This window comes from Amycolatopsis sp. NPDC005232 (assembly GCF_040607795.1).
In the GTDB taxonomy this organism is placed as follows: domain Bacteria; phylum Actinomycetota; class Actinomycetes; order Mycobacteriales; family Pseudonocardiaceae; genus Amycolatopsis.
On the sequence record NZ_JBEXHL010000017.1, the window covers coordinates 36310 to 50917 of the forward strand.

Genomic DNA, 14608 nt, shown 5'->3' on the forward strand with positions numbered 1-14608 from the left:
CGGAAACTGACGTGCTGTTGTCCCACCTGGTGATCTTCCTACTTTCGGCGCTACCGCTCCCGAAGTGTCCGATGTAGATGATCGGCAAATCGGACAATCCGGGGCACACCGTGATACACGACCCCGCCTCCGCGTTGTACGGATCGTGTACGGAACGCGCACAGACTCCTCACCGTTCGCGACGGACGAGAGAAGGAGCTGAGTGTCGTGCTGGGGAAGACAGTCGGGAAGACAACTGCCCGCCGCGTGGTCGCGGCAGTCCTGGCCGCGGGCGCGGTCACCACGAGCGGGGTGGCGCTGGCGGCGCCCGCGAGCGCCGCGTCGGGCGGGTCCTGGCGCGCCGATCTGTCCCATGTCGACGGTGATGACGTCAATGTCGAGGCGGCGGGTGGAACGCTGACGTTGAAGGATTCCGCTTGGCACAGAACGGATCTGCTCACCGCCGGCAGCCAGGGCTACCTGGTCTCCGCCGCGCGGCAGCTCGCCTCGCCAGTGAACCGCGTGACGACGAAGGTCGCCGCGGACCTGCCGAAGGGCACCGACGTGCAGATCGACGTGCGCGGCCGCACCGGCGCCGACGACTGGACCGAGTGGACGCCGGCGGGCGCGCAGGCCGCGACCTTCGGCCGCGCGGTGAGCGTGGTGCAGGCGCGGATCTCGCTGTCGAGCACCACCGACGGCATGCGCCCGACCGTGCGCGAGGTCGACCTCGACGCCACGCTGGCCCCGCAGGCCAACGCGCTCGCGGCCACGACCCCGCTGACCTACACGATCTACGCCACGCGCGAGGGCCTCACCGGCCACACCACCGCCAACGGCCACGTGATCACGGCCAACGACCACTTCGTCGCGCTGCCCTCGGGGAAGGCGACCTCGCCCAAGGGCACCGGGAACTACACGGTGAAGGTGTGCCGCACCGACGGCAGCCGCTGCGAGTACGCGCCGGTGTGGGACGTCGGCCCGTGGAACACCAAGGACGACTACTGGAACCCGGCCTCGGTCCGCTCGGAGTACAAGGACCTGCCGCAGGGCCAGCCCGAGGCGTATGCCGCCTACCACAACAACTACAACGGCGGTAAGGACGACCTCGGCTACACCGTGGGCAACCCGGCCGGCATCGACCTCGCCGACGGCGTGTTCAACTCCGGGCTCGGGCTCGCCGACAACGGCAACGTGAAGGTGACCTACCTGTGGACCGGTTCGGCCGCCGCCACCGGCGTCGTGAGCACCGCCGGCGACCCGATGAACGTGCGCGCCACCGCGAGCACCACGGCCGCCGTCAAGGGTCTCGCGGCGAACTACGCCAAGGTCAACATCGAGTGCTACGTCAACGGTTCTTCGGTGACCGGAACGTTCGGCACCAGCACGATCTGGGACCGCATCGGCCCGGACAACTTCATCTCCGACGCCTACGTGAAGACCGGGTCCGACCTCCCCGTCGCCCCGCTCTGCTCCTGAATTCGGCGGTGAACGGTCCGGCGGGGACACTCCGCCGGACCGTTCACCTTGACCCGCAACGTTTTTTCCACCCGGTTCAGCGACACCGGTTTCCCCTCGGCCCGGCTATCGTGTCTGCCATCGTTTTCTTTGCACCGAGGGGGTTTTCATGCCGAGGACACAACTGCTCGGAAGACGTCCGAACGCGGTACTCGCCGCGGCGGTGTTCAGTGTGGCGGTGTTCGGTGCGGCAGTGGTGACCACTGTGGTCACCGGCCCGGAAGCGGCCGCGCAAGGCGCGATCGTGGGCGGGGAAAAGGCATCGCTGGCCGACTACCCGTACGCGGTGTACCTCGTGGACGACGCCGGCACGCAGTTCTGCGGCGGCGTGATCGTGAGCAGCTCGGCGGTCGCGACCGCGGCCCACTGCGCCGAAGCGGTGGCCGCGAAGGACATCCGCGTCGTCGTCGGCCGGGAGGACAAGCGCACGAACGAGGGCAGCACGCTCGCCGTCACGAAGGCGTGGGTGCACCCGGACTTCGAGAAGGCCGAAGAGGGCGACGACATCGCGGTGCTGACCGTGCGCGGCCGCCTGCCGGGCCGCGCGGCGTCGGTGGCCCGCGACACCGATGTGTACGCCCCGGGCACGAAGGCCACCGTGCTCGGCTGGGGCCGCGTCGCCGACGGCGGCGAACGCTCCGACTACCTGCGCGGCGCCGTGGTGCCGATGGTGAGCGACTCGACGTGCAAGCAGGCCTACGACTCCTACGATCCGGCGAGTATGGTGTGCGCCGGGTACCAGCAGGGCGGCATCGACGCGTGCAAGGGCGACTCCGGCGGCCCGCTCGTCATAGGCGACACACTCGTCGGGATCGTGTCCTTCGGCGACGGCTGCGCCAAACCCGGCAAGCCCGGCGTCTACACGCGCGTGACCACGTTCGCCGGCGCGATCGCCCAGCAGACCCGCGGCCACTGACAGTCCACAGTAGACCTACGCGGCACCGGCCGACGAGCGCAGCACTTCGAGGAAATCCGCGACCGGCTTCGACCGCGGCGCCTCGGGCAGCGTGACCGCCGTGACGCGCCGGGCGAACCCGCGACCCGCCAGCGGACGGTCGGCGAGATCCTTGCGGTGCGCCGCCAGCGACAGCCGCGGCACGAGGCTCACACCCATGCCCGCGGCCACGAGCCCTTGCAGCGACTGGTAATCCGCCGCGCGGAAGGTGATCTGCGGTTCGAACCCGGCGATGCGGCACATCGTCTCGTACGCCTGCTCGTACGGCGCGCGGTGCGTGCGCGTCACCCACTGCTCCCCGGACAGGTCGGCCAGCGCCACCTCTTCCGCGTCGACGAGCGGGTGGTCCAGCGGCAGCACGACGTGCAGCGGGTCGTCGGGCAGGGACACGTGGTGCAGCCCGCGGTCCACGGGCTGCGGCGCGAAGTCGTAGCCCCACACGAGGACCACGTGCGCGGCGCCCTCGCGCAGCCGGCTGAACGCGTCGTCGCCATGGGTGGCCGACAGGCGCAGGCGCACGCCGGGGTGCAGTTCGCGGAACGCCTTCACCACCGGCGGCAGCAGCTCGACCCCGGCGGTCGCGAAGGCCTCGATCCGCAGCTCCGCCGGGTCGGTGCCGAACGAGCGCACCTCCTGCTCGATGGCCGAGAGCTCGCCGAACAGGCTCTTCGCGTGCGCGGCCAGCACCTCGCCCGCCGGGGTCAGCTCGACCCCGCGCGGCAGCCGTTTGAGCAGCGACATGCCGACCTCTCGTTCGATCACCGACATCTGCTGCGAGACCGCCGACTGCGTGAGCTGCAGCCGGTGCGCGGCCGCGGTGAACGAACCCCCTTCGACCACCGCGACGAGAATCCGCAGGCGCCTGACGTCCAACACAGGCGCCTACTCGCCCGTGACGGCGTACTGCGGCGCCCGACCGCCGAGGGTCGCGTCCACGAACGCCACAGCCGCCCGCGCGTTCTCGAGCCGGAAGGTGAGCAGCACGATGTCGAACCCGTCGGAGGAGCCCTGCTGCTTCTCGAGCCCGTCGACGATCCGGTCCAGCACCCGCCGCTGCTCGCCGAGCAACGGCGCCGGGTCGGCCCCGCGTCGTTCCAGCAACGCGAGCTTCACCAGCAGCTCCGAGCGCACGTCACGCACGTGCCGGGCCGGCCGGGCAAGCCACTCGCCCACGGCCGCGTGGCCTTCGGGCGTGGCCTGCACGAGCGCACGCGGCGGGCCGGAGTCGCCGGGTTCGGTGCCCGCGCCCACCACGAACCCGCGGGCCGGCAGGCGGTCCACAGCGCGGTAGACGACGGGTTTCGGCAGCCGCCAGACCCGGCCGACCTCGCCGGCCTCCGACGTGAGCCGCACGAGGGCGAAACCGTGCGTCGGGGACTCTGTTATCAGGCAGAGCACGATCCACTCGCTCAGTGACAACCCAGCGGACAACCCGGCTCCGTCTTCCACGTCCGACACTGTAGCTCGTGAGTAGTCTCGGTGATACTAGTCGTGGAAGATCGGGCCGGGCCGCCGCCGGCCAGGCGCTGTTTTCGGCTCAGCCGCGCAGCGTGGCGCGCCCCGCGTACCGGGCCTCGGTGCCGAGCTCCTCCTCGATGCGCAGGAGCTGGTTGTACTTCGCGGTGCGGTCGGAGCGCGAGAGGGAGCCGGTCTTGATCTGGCCGCAGTTGGTGGCCACGGCGAGGTCGGCGATCGTGGTGTCCTCGGTCTCGCCCGAGCGGTGCGACATGACCGCGGAGTAGCCGGCCTTGTGCGCGGTCTCGACGGCGGCGAGCGTCTCGGTGAGCGTGCCGATCTGGTTGACCTTGATGAGGATCGAGTTCGCGATGCCGCGCTCGATACCGTCCTTGAGGATCTCGACGTTGGTGCAGAACAGGTCGTCGCCCACGAGCTGCACGCGGTCGCCGATGGCGTCGGTGAGCTGCTTCCAGCCGGTGTAGTCGTCCTGCGCCAGACCGTCCTCGATGGACACGATGGGGAAGCGCCGCGTGAGGTCTTCGAGGTAGGCCACGTGTTCTTCGATGCTGCGCTTGCGGCCTTCGCCGGTGTAGTCGTAGACCTCGCCGGTGTAGAACTCCGACGCCGCCGGGTCGAGCAGCAGCGCGATGTCCTCACCAGGCGTGTAGCCGGTCTGCTCGATCGCGCGCACCACGAACTCGAGCGCCTCGTCGGCCGAGCCGAGCTGCGGCGCGAAGCCGCCTTCGTCGCCGACGTTGGTGTTGTGGCCGGCCTCGTGCAGCGACTTGCGCAGCGTGTGGAAGACCTCGGAGCCCATGCGCACAGCGTCGGCGAACGTCTCGGCGCCGACCGGGCCGATCATGAACTCCTGGAAGTCGATCGGGTTGTCGGCGTGGGCGCCGCCGTTGATGATGTTCATCATCGGCATCGGCAGCAGGTGCGCGTAGACCCCGCCGACGTAGCGGTAGAGCGGCAGGTGGTTCGCGGCCGCGGCGGCCTTCACCACGGCCAGCGACACCCCGAGCGTCGCGTTGGCGCCGAGGCGGGCCTTGTTCGCGGTGCCGTCGAGCGCGATCAGCGCGCGGTCGACGTCGGCCTGCGCCTCGGCTTCGAGCCCGGTCACGGCCTCGGCGATCTCGCCGTTCACCGCGTCGACGGCCTTGCGCACGCCCTTGCCGTGAAAGCGGGACTTGTCGCCGTCACGCAGCTCCACGGCCTCGCGCGTGCCCGTGGACGCCCCCGACGGCACGGCCGCGCGCCCGCGCGACCCGTCGGCCAGCTCCACGTCGACCTCGACCGTCGGGTTCCCGCGGCTGTCGAGCACCTCGCGGCCCTTGACCCGGGCGATGCGTGTCATGTCACTCCTTGCGAATGTCTGGCCGGAGCGCGTTCGACGAGAACCGTGGGCACTGCGGCGGCAGGCGGCACCACGGTGAGCCGCGAATCACGGGGAGGCTAGCAGAAACCCACTGAATCGATCCTGAAATCCTGGCGACGAGTTCGGCACCGTTCCACTGAACGGCACAAGATCAGAACTTCGCGGTCTCGCGGACGAACTCGAACAGCTCGGCGTCGCCCGTCACCGTCAACTCCGCTTCGGCCGGGGACCGACGGCCGTAGAGCACGAGCGCAAGATGCGCGGCCGCCCCACGCACCGTGACGTCGGGTGCCTGCGCCGGCGGCTCGTGCGTCATCGCGAGGCCCTCGGGCGTGCGCGTGAGCAGCCACTCGCCTGCCCCGTCGGTCGCCTCCAGGTGCAGCACCTCCCCCGCGCCGGCCAGCCTGCGCACCGGCGAAGCGGGGTTGTGGCGCACGCGGTCGGGCAGCAGTTCGACGAACTCCGTGATCGCGTCGGCGGCTAGGTCCGGCTCGACGACGAACGGCACGCCGAGTGCCGCGGCCGCGTCGGCGCGGTGCACCAGCAGCTCGTGGGTCATGCGGCGCAACCAGAACACGGCCCGCAGGTCACTGCTCCACGTCCACGTTTCCCGCTCGGCGCCGATCTCCGCGGCGGCCGCGACGAGCGCCTCGCCCGCCGAGCGCACCCACCGCGCCGGGTCGGCGGGCACCGCCGCCTCCGGCACGAGCCGCGGCGGCACGAATTCGCCCTTCGCCGTCACGGCCGCGGCCCAGCGCACCGCCTGCCCCACGTGCCCCACGAGCTCACCGAGTGTCCACTCGGGACAGGTGGGAACCGCCACCGTCGGGTCGGCACCGTCGACGAGCACCGCGAAGGCCTCGCTCTGCGTGAGAACTTCACGGGCATAGCGTTCACTCCCCAGATCCATGTCCCGATGCAACCACGAACCGCGGCACGGCGACCATGATTCGGCGACGATCCACACGCGGGGCGAGGTACCGATCACCGGTACGGCACTCCTCCGCCCGGGTTGTGCCAAGGGACGCGCGGAGTTCTACGAAGCGTAACCACGGCTTCTCCTCACCTGCATCGGCCGGAACGACTCTCAGGGCGTCAACACCATGCCGCCCTCCCCGGGCGAAAAAAAGGAGAGTCCCCGATGTCCCGTCTCCCCCGACGCACGGCCGCGGCCGTCCTCGGCGTGGCCGCCGCCTTCCTGCTGGCCGCGTGCGGCCAGAGCGCGGCGACGAACACCGGCAACGCAGCCGATGCTGGCGGTCGCAACCCCGACGAGCTCGTGTTCTCGGCGGTTCCGTCCGAGAACGCCACAAGCCTCCAACAGGCCTTCCAGCCGGTGATCGACCTGCTGCAGAAGGAGACCGGCAAGAAGATCAAGTTCCAGCCGGCCACCGACTACGCCGCGGTGATCGAGGCGCAGCGCAGCGGCAAGGTCGACATCGCCAACTACGGCCCGCTCTCCTACGTGCTCGCCAAGAACAGCGGCGTGAAGGCCACCCCGATCGCGGCCGGGATCACCACCAAGGGTGAGACGCCCGGCTACAAGTCCTACGGCATCACCAAGGCGGGCTCGCCGATCAAGAGCATCGCCGACTTCAAGGGCAAGAAGATCTGCTTCGTCGACCCGGCTTCGACCTCGGGCTACCTGTACCCGAAGGCCGCGCTGCTGCAGGCCGGCATCGACCCGGTCAAGGACATCACCCCGGTGATGACCGGTGGCCACGACGCGTCCGTGCTCGCCGTCAACAGCGGCCAGTGCGATGCCGGCTTCGCCGAGGACGTCATGGTCGACGAGATCCTGATCGACAAGGGCCAGCTGAAGCAGGGCGACATCACCACCGTCTGGAAGTCCGACATCATCGCCGGCTCGCCGGTCGCGGTTGACGACGACCTCTCCGCCGACCTCAAGGCGAAGATCACCGACGTGTTCCAGAACAAGGCCAACGTCGACTACCTCAACGCCAACGGCTTCTGCTCCACCGCCTGCAAGGCGGTCGACGACGCCGGCGACTGGGGCTTCGCGAAGGTCGACGACGCGTTCTACGCCGGCGTCCGCAAGGTCTGCGCGACCACCAAGGACAAGCAGTGCACCGCGTCGTGACCGACGAACCGGTCATCGTCTTCGACGGCGTCAGCAAGCACTTCGGACCCGAGGTCCGGGCGCTGGACGAGGTGTCGCTGAAGGTCCACCCCGGTGAGGTCGTGGTGCTGCTCGGGCTCTCGGGCTCCGGCAAGTCCACGCTGCTGCGCCACGTCGACGGGCTGCAGCGGCCCACCGGCGGCTCGGTCACGGTACTCGGCACCGACGTCGGCAAGGCCCGCGGCAGTGAACTGCGGCGCCTGCGCCGGCGGATCGGGTTCGTGTTCCAGCAGTTCCACCTCATCGGCAGCCTCACGGTGCTGGAGAACGTCTGCGCGGGCGCCCTCGGGCGCCTGCGCGGGCCGCGACTGGGCCTGTTCACCTACCCGAAGTCCGTCCGGATCGAGGCGCTGGGCCACCTCGAGCGGGTGGGGCTGCTCGACCGCGCGTTCCAGCGGGCCGACACGCTCTCGGGCGGCCAGCAGCAACGCGTCGCCGTGGCGCGGGCGCTGATGCAGCGGCCGGAGATCCTGCTCGCCGACGAGCCGGTGGCCTCGCTCGACCCTGAGTCGTCGGCTCAGGTCATGGCCCTGATCCGGGAGATCGGGGCCGAGCAGAAGCTCACGGTGCTGTGCAGCCTGCACCAGGTCGACCTGGCGCTGAGCTGGGGCGACCGGGTGGTCGGCCTGCGCGGCGGGCAGGCGGTGCTCGACACCCCGGTGGCCGGGCTGGATCGCGACGCGGCCATGGGCCTGTACGCCAAGGTGGCCGCGGCCCCGCTGCCCGTGCCCGCGGGCGTCGGATGACCGCCGCGCCGCCGCTGTCCACCGCCCGCGTGGCGCAGCGGACCCTCGCCCGGCCCCGCGCCGGTGGCACGGCGGCGTGGCTCGTCCTCGCCGCGATCGTCGCCGTCGGCGTGTGGGCGGTGGCGGACCTGAAGATCAACGTGGCCACGTTCGTCGACAGCGCCGACAACGCCGTCGACTTCGCCGGCCGGATGTTCCCGCTCGACTTCCCGCCCGTGGGCGAGCTGCTGGAGCTGTGCGGGAAAACGCTGGCGATCGTCGTGTCCGCGACGTTGCTGTCGGTGATCATCAGCGTGCCGCTGGCGATCCTCGCGGCCGTGAACACGACGCCGCACCGCACGGTGCGCGTCGGGGCCCGCACGCTCATCGTGCTGGCCCGAGCCGTGCCCGACGTGGTGCTCGCCATCGTGTTCTTCCGCATCTTCGGCCTCGGCGCCATGACCGGGGTGCTGGCCATGGGCCTGCACTCGGTCGGCATGGTCGCCAAGATGTACGCCGACGCGGTCGAGCAGATCGACGAAGGCACCCGCTCGGCCGTGCGGGCGGGCGGCGCCGGGACGTTCCAGGAGCTCGTGACCGGCGTGCTCCCGCAGGTGCTGCCGGCGTTCGTGGCGACCGCGCTGCACCGGCTGGACATCAACCTGCGGGTCTCGGTGGTGCTCGGGTTCGTCGGCGTCGACGGGCTCGGGTACGCGATCGCCACGGCGTTCCAGCAGCTCGACTACCCGCGCGGAATGGCCCTCGCGCTCGTGGTGCTGCTGCTGTGCGTGGCGGTGGAGCTGCTCTCGGGCGCCATCCGCCGCGCGCTGCTGCGCGGGCAGGACACCCGCAAGACAGTGGCAATTCCCGTGCAGCGAGGGAACCAGGTCAGTCCCGGGTGGACGTTCCGCCGGGTCCGCCAGGCCGCCTACGCGCTGGTGACCGTGCTGGTGATCGCGGCGTCCGCGTGGGGTGCCGACCTCGACCCCGCGCAGTTCTTCAGCGCGCTGGGCAATCTTGGGCAGACGGCCGGGCTGTTCTGGCCGCCCGAGACGGCCGGGATCTTCGGGCAGCTGCTCGACGACCTGTGGGTCACCGTGCAGATCGCGCTGGGCGCCACGGTGCTCGGGGCGGTGCTGGCGGTGCCGATCGGGTCGCTGGCGGCGCGCAACGTCGCGCCGGCCGCGTGGGTCGCGCGCACGTTCCGGCTGATCGTGGTGCTGATCCGCGGCATCCCGGAGCTGGTGCTCGCGATCGTGTTCGTGGTGATCACCGGGCTCGGCGCAGTGGCAGGCACGCTGGCGCTCGCCGTGGGCGCGGTCGGGTTGCTGGGCAAGCTCGTGGCCGACTCGCTCGAGGAGGTCGACCCGGGCGTCGAGCAGGCGATCCGGGCGACCGGGGCCGGACGGTGGCAGGTGTTCTTCACGGGCACGCTGCCGCAGGCGGCCCCCGCGTTCGTGGCCCACGTGCTCTACCAGCTCGACACGAACATCCGCTCGGCGACGCTGCTGGGCATCGTCGGGGCGGGCGGGATCGGCTTCGACCTGCTCAGCGCTTCCCGGGTGATCGAGTTCGGCGTGGTCACGACCGTCCTGCTGCTGGTGTTCGCCACGGTGCTGCTCGTGGAACTGCTCGCGGTCTGGCTCCGGCACGTCGTGCGCTGAGCCGCCGCCGACAACTGTCGCTGATGTTCATCTTCGGGCGTGCGAGCGTTGGCCACGGCGCAGTTGTCCGGACAAGCCCGGCGAGCACTGTGGGTGACATGACCTCGACGAGGTACCTCGACATCGCCGACCAGCTGGCCACCGAGCTGGTGGCCTACGCACCCGGGACGCGGGTGGCGAGCGAGCCGGAGCTCGCCACCCGCTTCGGGGTCGGCCGGGCGGCCGCCCGTTCGGCCCTGCAGGAGCTGGAGCGGCGGCTGCTCGTGCGCCGAGTGCAGGGTGCCGGCACGTTCGTGAGCCGGCGCATCGACTACGTGATCTCGCACAGCCGGCCGCCGTCCTGGCACGCCACGGTGGCGGCGGCCGGTGCCACGCCGCGGTCGCAGATCAAGGGCGTGGAACGCGTCGAGGCCTGCGAGGCGGCCGCCCGGCAGCTCGAGCGGCCGGTGGGCTCGCCCGTGCACCGGGTGATCCGCCACTTCTACATCGACGACCTGCTCGCGTCCTGGACCGAGGAGCTGATCCCGGTCGACGTGGCCCCGAACCTCGACCTCGCGCTGCACAGCGTGGAGTCGGTGGACCTGGTGCTGCGGCAGCTGGGCGGCGTGCAGCCGGTGCGCGCGTGGTTCCGGGCGAGTGTGGACATCCCGCCCGCCGAGGTGCTGCGCGGCCTGCAGATCGAGGCCAGGGTCCCGGTGTGGTGCATCGAAAGCGTCAACCGGGACGCCGAATCCGGCCGGGTCCTCATGACCAGCAGCGCGTGGACGCGCATGGACGCCGTCCGCGTGGTGGTGGAGCTGGAAGACCCGGCCTTCCCCGCGAAACGTGAAGGAGAACAGGGTGACTGACCCCTTGGGCCGGGAGGAGCGCTGCGGCCTGCTGGCCGAAGCCCAACCCGGCGAACTGCGGGCGCTCGCCGACGCCTGTCTCGCCGACGGCGCCGACGTGCGGGTGCTGCTCGCGCCGGAGGTCGGCTGCGTGCAGACCCAGGTGCGTGAACCCGTTGCCGGTGAACGGTTCCTGCTCGGCGACGTGCTCGCGTGCCGCGCCGAGGTGGAGCTCGCCGGGCATCGCGGCTGGGCGATGCGCCTGGGCGACGACCGCGCGGCCGTGCTCGCCGCCGCGGTGCTCGACGCCGAGGTCGAGGCCGGCCGGGCACACGCGTCCGAAGTGGACGAACTGTGCCGCGAGATCGCGCGCCGCCTCGTCGAGCGGGAGGAACGCGAATGGGCCGAGCTGGCCCCGACCGTGGTCGAGTTCGAGGAGCTGACGTGATCGCCACCGCCAACGCCACCGCGCCTGCCGCGGTCCTGCGCCCCGCGGAGTCGCAGCAGGTGTTCCGCACCGTGCTGGAAGCGCTTTCCCGTCCGGGCGCGCCGCGGGACCTGCCCCAGGATCTGGTGCGCGGCACGGATCCCGCGGTGCTGCCGGTGCTCGCACTCGCCGACCTCGGCACCGGCGTCTGCGTGCTGGAAGAAAGCACGAAGTGGGCCGACGCCGTCGCGCTGGCGACCTCCGCGCCGATCCGGCCGCTCGAGCTGGCCCACCTGGTCGCCGCCGTGCGCCCGGTGACCACGGACGAGATCACGCGCCTGTGCCGCGGCACCGCGCCGGCCCCGGAGGACGCCACGCTGGCCGCCCTCGCCGTGTCCGATGTGGACGGCGGCGACCGACGCTGGCGGATCTCCGGCCCGGGTGTGCCCGGCGAACTGACCCTGGCCCCGCGCGGCCTGCCCGACGGCTTCGTCGCCGCGCGCGCCGAAGCCGTGGCCGGCTACCCGGCGGGGATCGACGTGCTGCTGGTGACGGACGACGGCCGCGTCGTCGGCCTGCCGCGCACCACCACGATTTTCGAGGAGGACTGATGGGGTACTCGGGAGCCCGGGGCGGGCTCGAAGCCATCCTCGCGGCCGAAGACCTGGTGCGCCGCGCCCGTGACCACGCGCCGGTCGCGTGGGCCGACACCGAGCAGATCGTCGCGCGGTTCCGGCTCGCGGTCGACCGCGTGATGGGCGAGGCCGGCCTGTTCGACGAGGACACCGCCGCCGCGGCGTTCCGCCAGGCCGAAGGCGACCCGCTGGAGGCGTCGCACCTGCTGCGCGCCTACCGCTCGACGCTGCCGCGCCTGGCCGTGGGCGAGCCGGCGAACCCGGACGAAATGCTGATCCTGCGCCGGATCGTGCCGGCGTTCCGCGAACCGGACGGCCCGCAACTGCTGGGCCGCACCACCGACTACACCGGGCGGCTGCTCGAAAAGCCGGCCGACGCACCGGAGGCCGACGAGCACGTGGCGGGCACTCCGAAGCCGCGCACCGACGAGCAACGCCGGCCGCGGCGGTTCCTCGACCTGCTGCGCGAGCTCGACCTGGCCGTGGATCACCGCGGCGAGGCCGAGGACCCCGAGCCGTTCGACCTCACCCGCAAGCCCGCCCGGCCGCCGGCCCCACGCTCGGCCGCGCTGGCCGCCATGGCGCGCGCGGAGACGGGCGCGCTGGTGTCATTGTGGTACCGCTCGATCCTCGGCCCCGACGGCAACCTCCACGAGGTCACGCTCGGCGAGGTCCGCCACGGCCGGCTGCCGCTGCGCGTGAAGCACCCGCACACCGGGAACCCCGTGTCCGTCGGCGACTTCCGGGTGACCGAGGCCGAGGCCATCGAGGATCTCAACGGCGCCGAGGAGGACCGCAGCCGCTTCGACGTGGGCTACGGCCTGTGCTTCGGCCACAACGAGCGCAAGGCCATCGCGATGGCGAACCTCGACATCGCCAATCGCCGCTTCGGCAAGTCCGGCCCGCTCGAACAGCTCCTGCTGCTGACCACCGACGGGCTCGACTCCGGCGGTTTCCTGGAGCACCTCAAGCTCCCGCACTACGTCACGTTCCGCTCGATGGTGGAACGCAAGCGGGCTCTGCAGGCCGCGGCCGGTGAAGGGCCGGAGCCCCGGCAGACCGAGCCCTTCGGAGGAGAATGCTGATGAGCACGACCGAACAACTGCTCACCGACCTCGAGGCGGTCGCCGAACCCGCGGGGATTCTCGACGAGGGCGGCAAACGTGAGGTGCGCCGCGCGGCGCTGACCGCGGTGTGCGTGCCCGGCTACCAGGTGCCCTTCGGCTCCCGCGAGATGCCGGTGGCCCGCGGCTGGGGCTCGGGCGGCCTGCAGGTGACGCTCGCCGTCGTCGGCACGGCCGACACCGTGAAGGTGATCGACCAGGGTGACGACGCCGGCGTGAACGCCACCAACCTGCGCCGGATGATCGCGGCCACCACCGGGGCGACCGAGACGGCCGACACGCGCGAGGCGACGATCGTCCAAACGCGACACCGCGTGCCCGAGGAGGCGTTGTCGGAAGGCGATGTGCTCGTGTACCAGGTGCCGGTGCCGGAACCGTTGCGTGGCGTCGAGAAGTCCATGGCCGAGTGCGGCCGGATGCACGCCGAGGGCGACTACTCGGCGATGTGGGTGAGCCTGTACGAGGACATCGTCCGCAACGGCATGATCACCCGCACCACCGGCTACCCCGTGCTGGTCGGCGGCCGGTACGTGATGGCCACGACGCCGATCCCGCGCTGGGACGTGCCGCGGCTGCACCAGTCACCGCAGCTGAACCTCTTCGGCGCCGGCCGCGAGAAGCGCATCTACGCCGTGCCGCCGAACACCGACGTGACGCCCCTGACCTTCGACGACGTGCCGTTCGAGGTCGAGTACACGCCGGGCGCGGTGTGCAAGCTGTGCGGTCGCGACGATTCGTTCCTCGTCGCCGCCGGCACGAGCGGCGCCTACGCCTGCAGCGACACCGAGTGGTGCGCCCGGGTGCGCGCCGGCGACGCCGACGTGAGCGCCCACTACCACCGCGCGCCGCTGAACCTGCTGCCGGACCCGGGCCGGCGCGCCCGAGCCACCGTGACGGCGGAGCACCGCGAGATGCCGCGGCGCGAGATCGCCGCGGACGCACCCGAGTGGGCACTGAAGGTCACCGGCATCGGCAAGGTCCACGGCGCGGGCGGCGCGGACGCCGTGCCCGGCACCGGGCCGGAACACGGCACCGCCGTCAGCCCCGCGACCGGCGCGATCGTGGCGGCGTGGGACGTGTCCTTCGACGTCGCACCGGGCGAGGCACTGGGCGTGATCGGCGAGTCGGGCTCGGGCAAGTCGACCGTGCTGGCGTGTGTGATCGGCGACGAGCGCGCCACCGCCGGCGAGGTCCGGCTGGCCACTGTGGACGGTGGCCGCACGGACCTGATGACGCTGCCGGACGCGCAGCGGCGCGGCCTGCGCGTGGACTCGATGGCCGTGGTGCACCAGAACCCCGCCGACGGGCTCGACCTGCGGGTCAGTGCGGGCGGCAACATCGCCGAGCGCCTCACGGCGGCGGGCTGGCGTGGCTACCACGACATCCGCCGGCGCGCGGCCGAGCTGCTCGACCGCGTCGAGGTGCCGCTGTCGCGGATGGACGATCCCGTGGGGACGTTCTCGGGCGGCATGCGCCAGCGCGTGCAGATCGCCAAGGCCCTGGCCACCGAGCCGCCGGTGGTGCTGCTCGACGAGCCGACCACCGGGCTCGACGCGTCGGTGGCCGCCGGTGTGCTCGACCTGCTGCGCGGCCTGCTGTCCGAACGCGACATCGCGGCCGTGGTCGTGAGCCACGACTTCTCCGTGATCGACGCGCTCACCGACCGCACGCTCGTGATGCAGCTCGGCCGCGTGGTCGAGCGCGGCCTGACCGATCAGCTCTTCCACGACCCCCACCACCCCTACACCCAGCGGCTCGTCGCCGCGGCCCGGAGGTGA

General features: G+C 71.7%; 14 protein-coding genes. 10 read left to right on the forward strand and 4 right to left on the reverse strand.

Annotated features, from left to right (window positions below; genetic code table 11):
* The first annotated feature begins 207 nt into the window (after positions 1 to 207).
* Complete coding sequence (locus tag ABZU76_RS29445; protein WP_354875122.1) at positions 208 to 1458, forward strand: hypothetical protein; 1251 nt, start codon at positions 208 to 210, stop codon at positions 1456 to 1458.
* A 148-nt stretch (positions 1459 to 1606) separates the two neighbouring features.
* Positions 1607 to 2413 (forward strand): serine protease, encoded by an 807-nt coding sequence (locus tag ABZU76_RS29450; RefSeq protein WP_354875123.1) that lies wholly within the window; start codon positions 1607 to 1609, stop codon positions 2411 to 2413.
* Positions 2414 to 2428: 15 nt separating this feature from the next.
* On the opposite strand, the gene ABZU76_RS29455 is transcribed toward ABZU76_RS29450, so the two are convergent.
* The 4 genes from ABZU76_RS29455 to ABZU76_RS29470 all read right to left on the reverse strand — a co-directional run bounded on the left by ABZU76_RS29455 (position 2429) and on the right by ABZU76_RS29470 (position 6198).
* On the reverse strand, positions 2429 to 3328 hold the full coding sequence (locus tag ABZU76_RS29455) for a LysR family transcriptional regulator (protein WP_354875124.1): 900 nt from the start codon (positions 3326 to 3328) through the stop codon (positions 2429 to 2431).
* Positions 3329 to 3334: 6 nt separating this feature from the next.
* A complete protein-coding gene (locus tag ABZU76_RS29460) occupies positions 3335 to 3901 on the reverse strand; it encodes a PadR family transcriptional regulator (RefSeq protein ID WP_354875125.1) in 567 nt (188 codons plus the stop codon).
* 88 nt (positions 3902 to 3989) lie between these two features.
* Positions 3990 to 5267 carry a phosphopyruvate hydratase gene (gene eno, locus ABZU76_RS29465; RefSeq protein WP_354875126.1) on the reverse strand — a complete coding sequence of 426 codons (1278 nt, stop codon included), beginning with the start codon at positions 5265 to 5267 and terminating at the stop codon, positions 3990 to 3992.
* 172 nt (positions 5268 to 5439) lie between these two features.
* Entirely contained in the window at positions 5440 to 6198 is a 759-nt protein-coding gene (locus ABZU76_RS29470; RefSeq protein WP_354875127.1) for a maleylpyruvate isomerase family mycothiol-dependent enzyme, read from the reverse strand.
* 231 nt (positions 6199 to 6429) lie between these two features.
* Between ABZU76_RS29470 and ABZU76_RS29475 the strand changes: the two genes are divergently transcribed.
* From ABZU76_RS29475 to ABZU76_RS29510, 8 genes are all read left to right on the forward strand, one after another.
* Complete coding sequence (locus ABZU76_RS29475) at positions 6430 to 7389, forward strand: phosphate/phosphite/phosphonate ABC transporter substrate-binding protein (protein WP_354875128.1); 960 nt, start codon at positions 6430 to 6432, stop codon at positions 7387 to 7389.
* Positions 7386 to 8174, forward strand: a complete 789-nt coding sequence (gene phnC / locus ABZU76_RS29480) for a phosphonate ABC transporter ATP-binding protein (protein WP_354875129.1) — start codon at positions 7386 to 7388, stop codon at positions 8172 to 8174. The genes ABZU76_RS29475 and phnC overlap by 4 nt, the downstream gene beginning before the upstream one ends.
* Positions 8171 to 9817: a phosphonate ABC transporter, permease protein PhnE gene (gene phnE / locus ABZU76_RS29485; RefSeq protein WP_354875130.1), complete on the forward strand. Its 1647-nt coding sequence runs from the start codon at positions 8171 to 8173 to the stop codon at positions 9815 to 9817. Before phnC ends, phnE begins: the two co-directional genes overlap by 4 nt.
* A 98-nt stretch (positions 9818 to 9915) precedes the next feature.
* Positions 9916 to 10665, forward strand: coding sequence for a GntR family transcriptional regulator (locus tag ABZU76_RS29490; protein ID WP_255637778.1), 750 nt, complete (start codon positions 9916 to 9918; stop codon positions 10663 to 10665).
* Positions 10658 to 11092: a phosphonate C-P lyase system protein PhnG gene (gene phnG, locus ABZU76_RS29495; RefSeq protein ID WP_354875133.1), complete on the forward strand. Its 435-nt coding sequence runs from the start codon at positions 10658 to 10660 to the stop codon at positions 11090 to 11092. The genes ABZU76_RS29490 and phnG overlap by 8 nt, the downstream gene beginning before the upstream one ends.
* Complete coding sequence (phnH, locus tag ABZU76_RS29500) at positions 11089 to 11682, forward strand: phosphonate C-P lyase system protein PhnH (protein ID WP_354875135.1); 594 nt, start codon at positions 11089 to 11091, stop codon at positions 11680 to 11682. Before phnG ends, phnH begins: the two co-directional genes overlap by 4 nt.
* Positions 11682 to 12791 carry a carbon-phosphorus lyase complex subunit PhnI gene (locus tag ABZU76_RS29505; RefSeq protein ID WP_354875137.1) on the forward strand — a complete coding sequence of 370 codons (1110 nt, stop codon included), beginning with the start codon at positions 11682 to 11684 and terminating at the stop codon, positions 12789 to 12791. The genes phnH and ABZU76_RS29505 overlap by 1 nt, the downstream gene beginning before the upstream one ends.
* On the forward strand, positions 12791 to 14608 hold the full coding sequence (locus tag ABZU76_RS29510) for an alpha-D-ribose 1-methylphosphonate 5-phosphate C-P-lyase PhnJ (RefSeq protein WP_354875139.1): 1818 nt from the start codon (positions 12791 to 12793) through the stop codon (positions 14606 to 14608). Before ABZU76_RS29505 ends, ABZU76_RS29510 begins: the two co-directional genes overlap by 1 nt.